The 15569-nt window shown below is 54.8% G+C and carries 13 protein-coding genes and 1 pseudogene; 10 read left to right on the top strand and 4 right to left on the bottom strand.

Annotated elements, in window-relative coordinates; all coding sequences use genetic code 11:
* The first annotated feature begins 66 nt into the window (after positions 1 to 66).
* Genes L2Y28_RS15265 through L2Y28_RS15250 form a run of 4 tightly spaced genes read left to right on the top strand, consistent with a single transcriptional unit; the run spans position 67 to position 3525 of the window.
* Positions 67 to 339, top strand: a complete 273-nt coding sequence (locus L2Y28_RS15265) for a PTS sugar transporter subunit IIB (protein ID WP_003861447.1) — start codon at positions 67 to 69, stop codon at positions 337 to 339.
* A gap of 21 nt (positions 340 to 360) precedes the next feature.
* The gene (locus L2Y28_RS15260; RefSeq protein ID WP_236919559.1) at positions 361 to 1752 is read left to right on the top strand and encodes a PTS ascorbate transporter subunit IIC; all 1392 of its coding nucleotides are present in this window, start codon (positions 361 to 363) and stop codon (positions 1750 to 1752) included.
* On the top strand, positions 1749 to 2579 hold the full coding sequence (locus tag L2Y28_RS15255; protein WP_022648838.1) for a transketolase: 831 nt from the start codon (positions 1749 to 1751) through the stop codon (positions 2577 to 2579). Before L2Y28_RS15260 ends, L2Y28_RS15255 begins: the two co-directional genes overlap by 4 nt.
* Positions 2572 to 3525 (top strand): transketolase family protein, encoded by a 954-nt coding sequence (locus L2Y28_RS15250; RefSeq protein ID WP_022648837.1) that lies wholly within the window; start codon positions 2572 to 2574, stop codon positions 3523 to 3525. Before L2Y28_RS15255 ends, L2Y28_RS15250 begins: the two co-directional genes overlap by 8 nt.
* A 111-nt stretch (positions 3526 to 3636) precedes the next feature.
* Here L2Y28_RS15250 and pta read toward each other — a convergent pair whose 3' ends face one another.
* Both pta and ackA read right to left on the bottom strand, forming a co-directional pair.
* On the bottom strand, positions 3637 to 5778 hold the full coding sequence (gene pta / locus L2Y28_RS15245) for a phosphate acetyltransferase (protein WP_022648836.1): 2142 nt from the start codon (positions 5776 to 5778) through the stop codon (positions 3637 to 3639).
* A 75-nt stretch (positions 5779 to 5853) separates the two neighbouring features.
* Positions 5854 to 7056, bottom strand: a complete 1203-nt coding sequence (gene ackA / locus L2Y28_RS15240; RefSeq protein ID WP_022648835.1) for an acetate kinase — start codon at positions 7054 to 7056, stop codon at positions 5854 to 5856.
* A 335-nt stretch (positions 7057 to 7391) separates the two neighbouring features.
* On the opposite strand from ackA, the gene yfbV reads away from it, so the two are divergent.
* The 5 genes and pseudogenes from yfbV to L2Y28_RS25585 all read left to right on the top strand — a co-directional run.
* The gene (yfbV, locus tag L2Y28_RS15235) at positions 7392 to 7847 is read left to right on the top strand and encodes a terminus macrodomain insulation protein YfbV (RefSeq protein ID WP_003861459.1); all 456 of its coding nucleotides are present in this window, start codon (positions 7392 to 7394) and stop codon (positions 7845 to 7847) included.
* Between the two features lie 92 nt (positions 7848 to 7939).
* Entirely contained in the window at positions 7940 to 8434 is a 495-nt protein-coding gene (locus L2Y28_RS15230; RefSeq protein WP_008502874.1) for a YfbU family protein, read from the top strand.
* Between the two features lie 11 nt (positions 8435 to 8445).
* The gene (locus L2Y28_RS15225; protein ID WP_022648834.1) at positions 8446 to 9105 is read left to right on the top strand and encodes a sugar phosphatase; all 660 of its coding nucleotides are present in this window, start codon (positions 8446 to 8448) and stop codon (positions 9103 to 9105) included.
* Between the two features lie 75 nt (positions 9106 to 9180).
* A complete protein-coding gene (locus L2Y28_RS15220; RefSeq protein ID WP_022648833.1) occupies positions 9181 to 11013 on the top strand; it encodes an SLC13 family permease in 1833 nt (610 codons plus the stop codon).
* Positions 11014 to 11518: 505 nt separating this feature from the next.
* Positions 11519 to 11611 (top strand): annotated as a pseudogene (locus L2Y28_RS25585) (hypothetical protein); the annotation flags it as partial.
* Positions 11612 to 11693: 82 nt separating this feature from the next.
* Here L2Y28_RS25585 and yfbR read toward each other — a convergent pair.
* Positions 11694 to 12293, bottom strand: a complete 600-nt coding sequence (yfbR, locus tag L2Y28_RS15215; protein ID WP_022648832.1) for a 5'-deoxynucleotidase — start codon at positions 12291 to 12293, stop codon at positions 11694 to 11696.
* Positions 12294 to 12410: 117 nt separating this feature from the next.
* On the bottom strand, positions 12411 to 13625 hold the full coding sequence (gene alaA / locus L2Y28_RS15210; protein ID WP_022648831.1) for an alanine transaminase AlaA: 1215 nt from the start codon (positions 13623 to 13625) through the stop codon (positions 12411 to 12413).
* A gap of 936 nt (positions 13626 to 14561) precedes the next feature.
* Here alaA and lrhA point away from each other — a divergent pair.
* The gene (gene lrhA, locus L2Y28_RS15205) at positions 14562 to 15500 is read left to right on the top strand and encodes a transcriptional regulator LrhA (RefSeq protein ID WP_032622483.1); all 939 of its coding nucleotides are present in this window, start codon (positions 14562 to 14564) and stop codon (positions 15498 to 15500) included.
* Positions 15501 to 15569: the final 69 nt, after the last annotated feature.

The raw sequence follows: 15569 nt of genomic DNA, 5'->3' as shown, positions 1-15569 counted from the left end.
TCCGATTCATCTCAACATTACGCGTCAGCGTGATGGGGCGTACTCTACTCAAAAAAGGGGATAACAATGAAAATTATGGCTATTTGCGGCTCCGGCCTGGGCAGCAGTTTTATGGTCGAAATGAATATTAAAAAGGTGCTCAAAAAACTGGAAATTGAGGCAGAGGTTGAACACTCCGATCTCTCCTCGGCCACGCCGGGCGCGGCGGACCTGTTTGTAATGGCGAAAGACATTGCCGCCAGCGCCAGCGTGCCGGAAAGCCAGCTGGTGGTGATCAACAATATTATCGATATCAACGAACTCGAAGCGCAGCTGCGCGCCTGGTTCGAAAGACAATAATCCTGAAAAGGCGAGGTGGATATGTTTATCCTTGAAACGCTGAATTTCGTTGTTGATATCTTAAAAGTCCCTTCAGTCCTGGTCGGCTTAATTGCCCTGATTGGTCTGGTGGCGCAGAAAAAAGCCTTTTCAGATGTGGTAAAAGGCACAATTAAAACCATTCTCGGCTTTATTGTACTGGGCGGCGGCGCAACCGTGCTGGTGGGCTCTTTAAATCCGCTCGGTGGTATGTTTGAGCACGCCTTTAATATTCAGGGCATTATTCCCAACAATGAAGCTATTGTGTCGATTGCCCTGGAAAAATATGGTGCCTCCACCGCGCTCATTATGGCTTTCGGGATGGTGGCGAATATTATTGTCGCGCGCTTTACCCGCCTGAAGTACATCTTCCTGACCGGGCATCACACCTTCTACATGGCGTGCATGATTGGCGTGATCCTGACGGTCGCAGGCTTCGAAGGGGTAGGGCTGGTCTTCACCGGTTCGTTGATCCTCGGCCTGATTATGGCCTTCTTCCCGGCGATTGCGCAACGCTATATGAAGCGTATTACCGGCAACGATGAGATCGCCTTCGGTCATTTCGGCACGCTGGGCTACGTGCTGTCCGGCTGGATTGGTAGCAAGGTCGGTAAAGGCTCGCGCTCCACCGAAGAGATGAACCTGCCGAAGAACCTCAGCTTCCTGCGCGACAGTTCGATCTCCATCTCACTGACCATGATGATTATCTACCTGATTATGGCGGTGAGCGCCGGGCGTGAGTACGTGGAGGCCACCTTCAGCGGCGGCCAGAACTACCTGGTGTACGCCATCATTATGGCCATCACCTTCGCGGCAGGCGTGTTTATCATCTTGCAGGGTGTGCGCCTGATTCTGGCGGAAATTGTCCCGGCCTTTACCGGCTTCTCGGAAAAACTGGTGCCCAATGCGCGACCTGCGCTGGACTGCCCGGTGGTCTACCCGTATGCGCCAAACGCGGTGCTGATTGGCTTCCTGTTCAGCTTCCACGGCGGGATTGTAGGCTTGTTCATCTGCGGTCAGTTTAGCTGGGTGCTGATCCTGCCGGGCGTCGTGCCGCATTTCTTCACCGGTGCAACGGCGGGCGTGTTTGGGAACGCCACCGGCGGACGTCGCGGGGCGATGATTGGCGCCTTTGCTAACGGCCTGCTGATCACCTTCCTGCCGGTCCTGCTGCTGCCTGTTCTGGGCGCGATTGGCTTTGCGAATACGACCTTCTCGGACGCCGACTTTGGCGCCGTCGGGATTGTGCTCGGCAACCTGGCGCGCTTCCTGTCGCCGCTTGCCATCACCGGACTGGTTGTTGTGTTGTTTGCGCTGCTGGTGGCCTACAACGTCTTCGCTAAAAACAAACCTGCCAGCGGTAACGCGCAGGAAAACCCCGGAGCCAAATCATGAATGAAAATGAAATAACCGAACTGGCGCGTCAGATCCGCCTTGAGACGCTGAAATCCCTGACGCAGCTGGGTTTTGGTCACTACGGCGGCAGCATGTCAGTCGTTGAAACACTGGCCGTTCTGTACGGCGCGGTAATGAAAATTGACCCGGCCGATCCGGACTGGCCAGAGCGCGATTACTTTGTGCTGTCGAAGGGACATGCGGGCCCGGCGCTGTACAGCACGCTGGCGATTAAGGGCTACTTCCCGATTGAAGAGCTGAGCACGCTAAACCAGAACGGAACGCGTCTGCCAAGCCACCCGGATCGCCTGAAAACACGCGGCGTGGATGCCACCACCGGATCGCTGGGGCAGGGGATCTCCATTGCAGGCGGCATGGCGCTGTCGCACAAGCTGGCAGGAAGGCCAAACCGGGTGTTTTGCATCGTTGGCGATGGGGAGCTGAACGAAGGGCAGTGCTGGGAAGCCTTCCAGTTTATTGCTCACCATCGACTGAACAATCTGACGGTGTTCGTGGACTGGAACAAACAGCAGCTCGACGGCGAGCTGGACGAAATCATCAGCGCCTTCGATCTGGAAGGCAAATTCCGCGCCTTTGGTTTTGACGTGGTGACGGTGAAAGGGGACGACATTCCGGCGCTGCTGGAGGTGACCGCGCCGATCCCTGAGACCGATGCGCGTCCGCGGGTGGTGATCCTCGACAGCATCAAAGGGCAGGGGGTGCCATACCTGGAACAGCTCAGCAACTCGCATCACCTGCGATTAACTGAGGAGAGCAAAGCGGCGCTCAACGAGACGATTCGCCAACTGGAGGCTTCACATGATTAAGGTTGCACCGACAGGACAGAAAGATGCCGTTGAGATGCGTAAGGTCTATGCGGGTTTTGTGGCAAAACAGATTGAGGCCGGGAGCGAGATTATTGCGCTCGAAGCGGATCTGATGAGTTCGATGGCGATGGACGGCGTAGCGCGTGATTATCCACAGCACGTCATCAACTGCGGCATTATGGAGGCCAACGTGATTGGGACGGCCGCCGGGCTGTCGCTCACCGGACGTAAGCCGTTCGTCCATACCTTTACCGCCTTTGCCAGCCGTCGCTGCTTCGACCAGCTGTTTATGTCCCTGGACTACCAGCGCAATAATGTGAAGGTGATTGCCTCGGATGCGGGCGTGACGGCCTGCCACAACGGCGGGACGCATATGTCGTTTGAGGATATGGGCATCGTGCGCGGTCTGGCGCATTCAGTGGTGCTGGAGGTGACCGATGCGGTGATGTTCGAAGATGTGCTGCGTCAGCTTATCGACATGGAAGGCTTCTACTGGGTGCGGACCATCCGTAAACAGGCGCCGAGCGTCTATGCCCCGGGGTCAACCTTCACCATCGGCAAGGGCAACGTGCTGCGCGAGGGAACCGATATTACCCTGATTGCTAACGGCATTATGGTGGCGGAAGCGCTGGAGGCGGCGCGCCAGCTGGAGCAGGAGGGGGTAAGCGCAGCGGTCATCGACATGTTTACCCTGAAGCCTATAGATCGGATGCTGGTGAAAAATTATGCCGAGAAAACCAGGCGTATTGTGACCTGCGAAAACCACAGCATTCACAACGGGCTGGGGTCGGCGGTGGCGGAAGTGCTGGTGGAAACCTGTCCGGTGCCGATGCGGCGGGTTGGGGTGAAGGAGCGTTACGGTCAGGTAGGCACGCAGGACTTCCTGCAGAAGGAGTATGGCCTGACGGCACATGACATTGTGTCGGCGGCACGAGAGTTGCTGTAATAAAAAAGGCGACCCGTTGAGTGGTCGCCTTTTTTTGCCGGATGGCGCTTCGCTTATCCGGCCTACAAAACCCTGGGCCCGGTAAGCGCTAGCGCCACCGGGCTTTTTAGCTTACTGCTGCTGCGAAGACTGGATCGCCGTCAGCGCGATGGTGTAGACGATATCGTCTACCAGCGCACCACGAGACAGGTCGTTCACAGGCTTGCGCATACCTTGCAGCATTGGCCCGATGGAGATCAGGTCTGCTGAACGCTGTACCGCTTTATAGGTGGTGTTACCGGTGTTCAGATCCGGGAAGATGAACACGGTAGCGCGACCTGCAACCGGCGAGTTAGGCGCTTTAGATTTCGCAACGTCAGCCATTACCGCGGCATCGTACTGGAGCGGGCCGTCGATCATCAGATCCGGACGTTTTTCCTGCGCAATGCGGGTCGCTTCACGGACTTTCTCTACGTCGCTGCCTGCACCAGAAGTACCGGTGGAGTAGGAGAGCATCGCTACGCGCGGTTCGATACCGAAGGCAGTCGCGGAGTCCGCAGACTGGATAGCGATTTCTGCCAGCTGCTCTGCGGTTGGGTCCGGGTTGATCGCGCAGTCGCCGTAAACGTAAACCTGTTCAGGCAGCAGCATGAAGAACACGGAGGAGACCAGAGAGCTGCCCGGTGCGGTTTTGATCAGCTGCAACGGTGGACGGATGGTGTTCGCGGTGGTGTGAACCGCACCGGAAACCAGGCCGTCAACTTCGTCCTGCTCCAGCATCAGCGTACCCAGCACGACGTTGTCTTCCAGCTGCTCGCGCGCAACGGCTTCGGTCATGCCCTTGTTCTTACGCAGCTCAACCAGGCGGGCAACGTAGCTTTCGCGAACCACTTCCGGGTCAACGATCTCAATGCCAGCGCCCAGCTCAACGCCCTGAGACGCCGCAACGCGGTTGATCTCATCCGGGTTACCCAGCAGCACACAGGTCGCGATACCGCGCTCTGCACAGATGGCCGCCGCTTTAACGGTACGTGGTTCGTCACCTTCTGGCAGAACCACGCGTTTGCCCGCTTTACGCGCCAGCTCGGTCAGCTGGTAACGGAAGGCTGGAGGAGACAGACGACGGCTGCGCTCGGACGTCGCCGTCAGGGATTCAATCCAGTCTGCGTTGATGTAGCCCGCAACGTATTCCTGAACTTTCTCGATACGCTCGTGGTCATCAACCGGCACTTCGAGGTTGAAGCTTTGCAGGCTCAGGGAGGTCTGCCAGGTGTTGGTGTTCACCATGAAGACTGGCAGGCCAGTGGCGAACGCACGTTCGCACAGCTTGCTGACGCGCGGGTCCATCTCGTAGGCACCGGTCAGCAGGATCGCACCGATTTCCACGCCGTTCATCGCAGCCAGGCACGCTGCAACCAGCACGTCTGGACGGTCAGCAGAGGTCACCAGCAGGGAACCTGCGCGGAAGTGTTCCAGCATGTGCGGAATGCTGCGCGCGCAGAAGGTCACGGACTTCACGCGGCGGGTGTTGATATCGCCTTCGTTAACGATGGTGGCATTCAGGTGACGCGCCATATCGATTGCACGGGTGGCAATCAGATCGAAGCTCCATGGCACCGCACCCAGCACCGGCAGTGGGCTGGAATCCTGCAGCTTAGCCGGGTCAACTTTGATGACTTTCGCTTTGGAAGAGTCGTCGAAGATTTCGGACAGGTCAGGACGCGTACGGCCCTGCTCATCTACTGGCGCGTTCAGCTTGTTAACAATCACGCCGGTGATGCTGGTGTTTTTCGCACCGCCGAAGCTGCTGCGCGTCAGTTCGATACGCTCTTTCAGCTGCTCTGGGGTGTCCGTGCCCTGAGACATCACGAAAACAATCTCTGCGTTCAGGGTTTTCGCGATTTCAAAGTTCAGAGACTGGGCAAACTGGTGTTTACGGGTCGGGACCAGGCCTTCAACCAGCACCACTTCAGCGTCCTGCGCGTTTGCGTGGTAGTTGGCGATGATCTCTTCCATCAGCACGTCTTTCTGGTTGCTGGAGAGCAGAGATTCAACGTGGCTCATCTTCAGCGGTTCAGCCGCTGGCAGATTGGAGTTCTTACGAACGATGGAGGTGGTCTGGTCTGGCGCATCGCCACCGGCACGTGGCTGGGCGATAGGCTTAAAGACACTCAGACGAACGCCTTTGCGTTCCATAGCGCGGATCACGCCGAGGCTGACGCTGGTCAGGCCGACGCTGGTTCCGGTAGGGATCAGCATAATAGTACGGGACACGGTTTATCCTCTTTCGTTACCGCCGCGTTGGGCGGGCTACAAAACAGCACCGCCAGCATTGCTGGCGGTGTGGAATCAGGCAGTCAGGCGGCACGCGTCTTGCGCGATGACCAGCTCTTCGTTAGTTGGGATAACGATAGCCGGGCGGGTGCCTTCTTTGTTGATGAAGCCAGACTTGCCGAAGCGGGCAGCCAGGTTACGCTCGTGATCGACTTCGAAGCCCAGTACGCCCAGTTTGCCCAGGGACAGCTCACGTACCATTGCCGCGTTCTCACCGATGCCGCCGGTGAAGATAACCGCGTCCAGACGACCGTCCATCAGCGCGGTGTAAGAACCGATGTACTTCGCCAGACGGTGGCAGTAAACGTCCATTGCACGTTTAGCGTCAGCTTTTTCTGCGTAGTTGTCTTCAACGTAACGGCAGTCGCTGGTGACTTCGGTCAGACCCAGCAGGCCAGACTCTTTGGTCAGCATTTTGTTGATGTCGTCAACGCTCATGCCCAGGGTGTCGTGCAGGTGGAAGATGATCGCCGGGTCGATATCACCGGAACGGGTACCCATCACCAGACCTTCCAGCGGGGTCAGACCCATAGAGGTATCAACACACTTACCGTTGCGGATAGCAGAAACAGAGCCACCGTTGCCCAGGTGGCAGGTGATGATGTTGACTTCTTCAACCGGCTTGTTCAGTACTTTTGCGGCTTCCTGAGTCACATAGAAGTGGCTGGTGCCGTGTGCGCCGTAGCGACGTACGCCGTGCTCTTTGTACAGGCTGTATGGCAGGGCATAGAGGTAAGACTCTTCCGGCATGGTCTGATGGAACGCGGTGTCAAACACGGCCACGTTTTTATCTTTCAGATTCGGGAAGGATTTCAGTGCTTCAGCGATACCGATCAGGTGAGCCGGGTTATGCAGCGGTGCGAAAGACGCAGAGTCTTTGATGCCCTGAATCACAGAGTCGTCGATTACCACGGAGCTGGTGTATTTTTCGCCGCCGTGGACGATACGGTGACCAATCGCAGTCAGCTGAGCAGACAGTTCTGGTTTTTGTGCCAGAATAGTGTTAACGATAAAGTTCAGCGCTTCACTGTGAGCGGCGCCTGCACCTAAAGCCGCTTCTTGTTTGCTGCCGTCCATCTTCCACTTGATACGTGCTTCAGGCAGATGGAAACATTCGGCCAAACCAGAGAGGTACTCATCACCGTTGAGCGCATCGATGATGGCGAATTTCAGTGAAGAGCTACCGCAGTTCAGAACCAGTACTAACTTACTCGACATGGAAGTACCTATAATTGATACGTGGCTAAAAAAACGTCAATAAGTCTAAAGCGTAACGCATGCTGACTCAGACATTTATGATTAACATCATGCCAAACGAACATTCTGGCAGGATGGAAGAAATACCTATGATTTTAAGCCATTTTGAACATTTTTCAGACAATGGCATAATATGCGATAATTTGACGAGTTAACGCTTCTCGTCTACGGCCTATCAGGCTGGCACAGGATACCCGATACGGGGTAGCGATGACAAAATATTTTGAACGTTGTCATAGCCTGTTGTGGTTTTGCACGAAAATTTTAATTTTTATATGTGAAGTTGAGGTACAGCCATGTCAACACCTGAAATCCCGTCCGTGAACTTTTTTAGTCTGTTTCGTCGGGGACAGCATTACGCAAAGACATGGCCGATGGAAAAGCGCCTCGCGCCCATGTTCATTGAAAATCGCACTATTCGCGCCACGCGCTATGCGATTCGCTTTATGCCCCCGATCGCTGTCTTTACTCTTTGCTGGCAAATTGCGCTGGGTGGACAGCTTGGACCTGCCGTCGCGACGGCGCTCTTTGCGTTAAGCCTGCCGATGCAGGGATTGTGGTGGTTAGGTAAACGTTCCGTCACGCCACTTCCGCCTTCTATTTTACACTGGTTTTATGAAGTGCGTGGAAAACTGGAGGAGGCCGGCCAGGCGCTCGCCCCGGTTGAAGGCAAGCCGGATTATCAGGCGCTGGCGGACACCCTCAAGCGCGCGTTTAAACAGCTTGATAAAACATTCCTCGATGACTTGTGATTGATCATCGAAACGACGACCAAAAGAAGGCACAGTAACAATCAGTTACCGTGTCTTTTTTTTACAGTGCAATGCGCTACAGGAGTCGAAAGATGGAAATGACCCATGCTCAACGTCTGATTTTGTCTAACCAGTACAAGATGATGACAATGCTTGATCCCGATAACGCTGCGCGCTACAGCCGCCTGCAAACCATTGTTGAACGTGGTTTTGGCTTGCAGATGCGTGAACTGGATCGCGAATTTGGCGAACTGAAAGAGGAAACCTGCCGTATCGTTATCGACATCATGGAGATGTATCATGCGCTGCATGTGTCCTGGACCAATCTGAAAGACCAGCAGTCCATTGATGAGCGCCGCGTGACGTTCCTGGGCTTTGATGCCGCGACGGAAGCGCGCTATCTGAGCTATGTGCGCTTTATGGTGAACACCGAAGGGCGCTACACTCATTTTGATGCGGGTACGCACGGCTTCAACGCCCAGACCCCAATGTGGGATAAGTATCAACGTATGCTGAGCGCGTGGCACGCCTGTCCGCGTCAGTACCATTTAAGCAGCAACGAAATTCAACAAATCATTAATGCCTGACGGAGGTGCGTGTGCAGTGTAAAGGTTTTCTGTTTGATCTGGACGGTACGCTGGTGGATTCGCTGCCGGTAGTGGAGCGTTCCTGGTGTCATTGGGCCGACAGGCACGGCATTGACCATCAGGATGTACTGAATTTCATCCATGGCAAACAGGCCATTACCTCATTGCGGCACTTCCTGGCGGGACGTCCTGAGGAAGAGATTCAGGCGGAGTTCAAATATCTGGAGCAGATTGAAGCTACCGACACTGAGGGCATCACCGCGCTGCCCGGTGCGCGCGAATTGCTTGAGCATCTGAATGAAGCGCAGATCCCGTGGGCTATCGTCACCTCCGGCTCGGTTCCTGTCGCGCATGCCCGCCATAAGGCGGCCGGTTTACCGACGCCGGACGTCTTCATTACCGCTGAGCGCGTAAAGCGCGGCAAGCCCGAACCGGATGCGTTTCTGCTCGGCGCTGAACTGCTCGGCCTTGCGCCAGCGGAGTGCGTGGTGGTGGAAGACGCGGCGGCAGGCGTGCTGGCCGGGCTGAACGCCGGAAGCCACGTCATTGCCGTTAACGTCCCGGCGGGGTCCCCCCGGCTGGAGGAGGCGGATTTTGTGCTTAATACTCTGACCGCCATCGACGTCTCGAAGGCATCAGACGGCGTTGTAACCGTCTCGCTAAAAATGTAATCCCATGATATAGCCCCGCATTACCGGGGCTTTTTTATGGCAAAATTGCTTCTCCTCCACTGACAAGGACATGTTGTGAACGGTGAACTGATTTGGGTCCTGAGCCTGCTGTTAATCGCCATCATTCTTTTTGCCACAGGCAAGGTGCGCATGGATGCCGTCGCCCTGTTTGTGATTGTCGCGTTCGTTCTGAGCGGTACCCTTTCCCTGCCGGAAGCCTTTTCCGGGTTTAGCGATCCCAACGTTATTTTGATTGCCGCCCTGTTTATTATTGGCGACGGGCTGGTACGCACCGGCGTGGCGACGATGATGGGGTCGTGGCTGGTTAAAGTGGCGGGCAGCAGCGAAACCAAAATGCTGATTTACCTGATGCTGACGGTCGCCGGACTGGGTGCGTTTATGAGCTCGACGGGCGTCGTGGCCATCTTTATTCCGGTTGTGCTGAGCGTCTGCATGAGGATGCAGATCTCCCCGTCGCGGCTGATGATGCCGTTGAGCTTTGCCGGGCTCATCAGCGGCATGATGACGCTGGTCGCGACGCCGCCGAACCTCGTCGTAAACAGCGAACTGATCCGTGAGGGGCTTGAGGGGTTTAGCTTTTTCAGCGTCACGCCGATCGGGCTGGTTGTACTGGTGATGGGCATTATCTATATGCTGTTGACCCGTTTCGCGCTGAAAGGGGAGAAGCAGGACAAAGCCAAAGAGGGCTGGAAGCGGCGAACTTTTCGCGATTTGATCAAAGAGTACCGTCTGACCGGGCGCGCCCGTCGGCTGGCTATCCGCCCCGGTTCGCCGATGATAGGCCAGCGGCTGGACGACCTTAAGCTACGCGAACGCTATGGCGCGAACGTCATCGGGGTTGAGCGCTGGCGTCGTTTTCGTCGGGTAATCGTTAACGTGAATGGGGTGTCAGAGTTTCGCGCGCGTGACGTCCTGCTGATTGATATGTCCACCGCGGACGTGGATCTGCGAGAGTTTTGTAGCGAGCAGCTGCTGGAGCCGATGGTGCTGCGCGGCGAGTATTTCTCCGACCGGGCGCTGGATGTGGGAATGGCCGAGGTGTCGCTGATCCCGGAATCGGAGTTATTGGGCAAAACCGTGCGCGAAATCGGCTTTCGTACCCGCTATGGCCTCAACGTAGTGGGCCTGAAGCGCGATGGCGTAGCCCTTGAAGGGGCGGTGGTGGATGAGCCGATCCTGCTGGGGGATATCTTCCTCGTGGTCGGCAACTGGAAACTGATTAGCCAGCTCGGGCAGAAAGGCCGCGATTTTGTGGTGCTGAATATGCCGATTGAAGAGAGCGACGCGTCACCGGCGCACAGCCAGGCGCCCCATGCGATTTTTTGCCTGGTGTTGATGGTCGCGTTGATGCTGACAGACGAGATCCCTAACCCGGTGGCGGCGATAATCGCCTGTCTGTTAATGGGCAAATTCCGCTGTATCGACGCCGAAAGCGCTTACAAAGCGATTCACTGGCCAAGCATCATTCTCATCGTTGGGATGATGCCCTTTGCCCTGGCGCTACAGAAAACCGGCGGGGTGGATTTGATCGTAAAAGGCTTAATGGACGCGGGCGGGGGATATGGTCCGTACCTGATGATGGTTTGCCTGTTCGTCATGTGCGCCACCATTGGTTTGTTCATCTCCAATACCGCAACGGCGGTGCTGATGGCGCCTATTGCGCTGGCGATGGCAAAATCGATGGGCGTTTCGCCCTATCCGTTTGCGATGGTGGTAGCGATGGCGGCGTCCGCGGCATTTATGACGCCGGTATCTTCCCCGGTCAATACCCTGGTGCTGGGGCCGGGAAACTATCGATTCAGCGATTTTGTAAAGCTGGGCGTGCCGTTCACCGTGCTGGTGATGCTGGTATGCGTGGTGCTGATTCCGGTGTTATTCCCGTTCTGAGAACATCGCCGGGTGGCGGCTACGCCTTACCCGGCCTACGTGATTCGTAGGCCCTGCAAGCGCAGCGCCGCTGGGCGAAAAACTACAGCGGCGAATCCTTGCTAATCTCATCCAGCGACTTCGTGAAATTGGCGTGCCGTTCACCGTGCTGGTGATGCTGGTATGCGTGGTGCTGATTCCGGTGTTATTCCCGTTCTGAGAACATTGCCGGGTGGCGGCTACGCCTTACCCGGCCTACGTGATCCGTAGGCCCTGCAAGCGCAGCGCCGCTGGGCGAAAAACTACAGCGGTGAATCCTGACTGATCTCATCCAGCGACTTCGTGAAATTGGCGTGCCGTTCACCGTGCTGGTGATGCTGGTATGCGTGGTGCTGATTCCGGTGTAATTCCCGTTCTGAGAACATCGCCGGGTGGCGGCTACGCCTTACCCGGCCTACGTGATCCGTAGGCCCTGCAAGCGTAGCGCCGCTGGGCGAAAAACTACAGCGGCGAATCCTTGCTAATCTCATCCAGCGACTTCGTGAAGATTGGCGTGCCGTTCACCGTGCTGGTGATGCTGGTATGCGTGGTGCTGATTCCGGTGTTATTCACGTTCTGAGAACATCGCCGGGTGGCGGCTACGCCTTACCCGGCCTACGTGATTCGTAGGCCCTGCAAGCGCAGCGCCGCTAGGCGAAAAACTACAGCGGTGAATCCTGACTGATCTCATCCAGCGACAAATGGAAGCTCGGCACAAACACCTGCATAAAGTAATCCATCTCTTCGCTACGGCGGGAGTCGAGCGTTTTCTCCAGGCGCGTTTTCGCCAGCAGGAACTCGTTATTCCCCGCGGATAACTCTTCCAGACATTTCAGGTAGGCGCACAGCGCATCGGCCTGCTTAACCAGGGATTTCTCCTCTTCCGTATACTGATGCTCGTCGATCAGTGGCCCGAAGATATCACGCAGCTCATCAGGCACCATATCGATCAGCTTCTGCTGGGCAATCTTCTCAATGGCCTTATATTCCTGGGCAATCTGCGAGTTGAAATATTTCACCGGCGTAGGCAGATCCCCGGTCAGCACTTCCGATGCATCGTGGTACAACGCCAGCAGGGCGATACGTTCGGCATTAACCTGCCCGTTGAATTTGCGGTTTTTAATCGCGGCCAGCGCATGAGCGACCATGGCAACCTGCAAACTGTGCTCAGACACATTTTCAGTGCGCACGTTGCGCATCAGCGGCCAGCGGTTGATGAGTTTCAGGCGGGAGAGGTGGGCAAAGAAATGACTCTGACTCATAGGTTACCTTATGTCTTCACTGCGACGGACTTCATTGTGCGGGGAGGGGAGGGAAGATGCAAATTTGCAGATGTTACAGGCCGGGTAAGCGCAGCGCCACCCGGCGGAAAGTTAGCGTTACTGATGGTACCCCGAGAGGAATCGTCCGAAGCGGCTGATGGCCATTTCGAGATCGTCTTCGCGCGGCAGGGTTACAATACGCACGTGATCCGGCCACGGCCAGTTAAACGCCGTCCCCTGAACCAGCAGCACTTTTTCCTGCAACAGGAAGTCGAGCACCATTTTCTGGTCGTCGTGAATATTGAAGCGCTTCGCGTCGATTTTCGGGAACATATACAGCGCGCCGTTAGGCTTCACGCAGGAGACGCCCGGAATATCATTAATTAATTCCCATGCACGGTTGCGCTGTTCATAGAGGCGGCCGCCTGGAACGATAAACTCGCTGATGCTTTGATAGCCCCCGAGTGCTGTCTGGATCGCATGTTGCGCCGGTACGTTGGCGCACAGACGCATGGATGCCAGCATCTCCAGCCCTTCAATGTAGCCTTTCGCATGTTTTTTCGGACCGTTCAGTACCATCCAGCCCTGACGGAAACCGGCAACGCGGTAAGTTTTAGACAGTCCGTTAAAGGTGACCGTCAGCAGATCGGGCGCCAGCGCGGCGATAGAGTGGTGCTGCGCCGCGTCGTACAGGATCTTGTCGTAAATCTCGTCGGCAAAGATGATCAGGTTGTGCAGGCGGGCGATCTCGACGATCTCCATCAGCAGCTCTTTTGAATAGACCGCGCCCGTCGGGTTATTCGGGTTAATGATCACGATTCCCCGGGTGCGCGGTGTTATTTTGGCGCGAATGTCATCCAGATCCGGGAACCAGTCCGACGATTCATCGCAAAGATAGTGCACCGCTTTACCGCTGGAGAGCGATACCGCAGCCGTCCACAGCGGATAGTCTGGAGCGGGAACCAGCATTTCATCGCCGCTGTTCAGGAGCGCCTGCATCGCCTGAACGATCAGCTCCGAGACACCGTTGCCAATGTAGATATCTTCAACGGTGACGTCGCGCATACCGCGAGCCTGATAGTGCTGCATAATGGCTTTACGGGCGGAATAAAGCCCTTTTGAATCGCAGTAGCCTTGTGCAGTGGGCAGGTTACGGATCACATCCACCAGGATCTCATCCGGCGCTTCAAAACCAAATGGCGCGGGGTTGCCGATGTTGAGTTTCAGAACCTTATTGCCTTCCTCTTCAAGGCGTTTTGCCTCTTTGAGTACCGGGCCACGGATGTCGTAACAGACGTTGTCGAGCTTGCTGGATTTTTCGATAGGGGACATGAACCTTTAACCTTTTCGCTATTATTGCAACTTCCTGCCGTGGAAGCAGCACGGAACAATGTACTCCCACCGCGCTTCGTTTTGAAGGGCGCACAGAAGAAGATTTTGTCCAACCAGGCAGCACTGCTGTGATTGCTTAATCTAATGATGGAGTGATTTTGCGCCTGAAATTACCGTGAAAACGCTTAATGTTGGGTTTTTTATGCTGAAAGTTTCACATAAATATTAATATTATTCTGATTTAAATAAAAAGACGATCCGGGCTGAAGCGTTAGTCCCCCTGAGTGACCATTCGTAAAACCTGAATGCTGAGATACAGTTTGCTCTATTAGCAAAGCCAGGTTAAAAGTTACTCATGTGAAATTAATGTTAAGTGTTATTAATGAATGGCCTGAATCTAAATTAAACTTTATTTATTATTAACGACGAAAATGCAACTTTCGTTAATTTTAATAAAAAGAGTGTAGTTGCTTATCATTGGCGTTAAATCCGTTATATTGTAATAAGACTTATAAATATAGTGGATTTGGGTTAAGATGTGTTTTGGGAATGCAGCGTAGCGATAGGTCTGTTACGTATATCAGCTTCTGCCTTCCTGTATTAATCGATTGTTATTGTTAAAGTAATCTCTGGCTGATTGGGTAAGTCACATCTTGCTACGCTGGCAACGCCGCGATATAGATGGCAGAAAACATGTCTTACTCTTAATGGAATTTACATCTACCTTCAGATAACGAAATATCCTGAACGCAAGAGAATAAAAATAACGTCATGAAACGTGATTTCTGACTGTTGATATACCAAAGTACAATAACTATCTGTCAGGCAGTCTGCCGGGCCGGGACGCGAGGGAAACTCTTCAGAAGGAATTGCTTAACTGTTACACACAGCTTCAACCCGGGCAGCTCCGCACGAGCAACCTGAAAGTGAAAAGATATGATAAATGCAAATCGTCCGATAATGAATCTCGACCTCGATCTGCTGAGAACGTTTGTTGCGGTCGCCGATCTCAACACTTTTGCAGCAGCTGCTGCCGCCGTTTGCCGTACCCAGTCCGCCGTGAGTCAGCAAATGCAGCGGCTGGAACAACTGGTTGGTAAAGAGCTTTTTGCGCGTCATGGACGTAATAAGCTTTTAACAGAACATGGTATTCAGCTTCTGGGTTATGCCAGAAAGATACTGCGCTTTAATGATGAAGCCTGTATGTCATTAATGTTTAGCAACCTTCAGGGAGTGTTAACATTAGGGGCGTCAGATGAATCAGCAGATACCATTTTGCCCTTCCTTCTCAACCGAATTAGCTCGGTTTATCCGAAGCTTGCCCTGGACGTTAGCGTTAAACGCAATGCCTTCATGGTTGAGATGCTGAAAGAAAACGAGGTTGACCTGGTGGTCACCACGCATCGACCTGGCCAGTATGACTGCCTGACGCTGCGTACTTCTCCTACGCACTGGTACTGTGCCGCGGAGTACGTATTGCAAAAAGGTGAGCCAATACCCCTGGTCCTGCTGGACGATCCTAGTCCGTTCCGCGATATGGTGCTGACTGCGCTCAACGAAGCCAGTATTCCGTGGCGCCTGGCGTACGTTGCGTCAACGTTGCCTGCGGTACGAGCGGCAGTGAAGGCCGGACTTGGCGTAACAGCCCGTCCGGTGGAGATGATGAGCCCCGATCTGCGTGTGCTGGGTCAATCTGAGGGACTCCCGTCGTTGCCGGATACGGAGTACCTGCTGTGCCATAATGCCGCCAGCAACAACGAGCTAGCGAAAGTGGTATTCGAGGCAATGGAAAACTACCACAATCCATGGCAGTACGCGCCTGTTACTCCGGAAGGAGGGGATGACTCCCTGATTGTGGAAAGGGATTTTGAGTGATCATTCCCCCAAAATTCTCGTAACAAAATGTAAGTGCAAAAAAGAGCCACTCGCATGATTTTTTCCTGC

It is taken from the genome of Enterobacter sp. JH25, from assembly GCF_021725435.1.
GTDB classification, from domain to species: Bacteria; Pseudomonadota; Gammaproteobacteria; order Enterobacterales; family Enterobacteriaceae; genus Enterobacter; species Enterobacter intestinihominis.
Note: the sequence above shows the minus strand (reverse complement) of the source record. Positions and strands in the feature narration are given on the sequence as shown.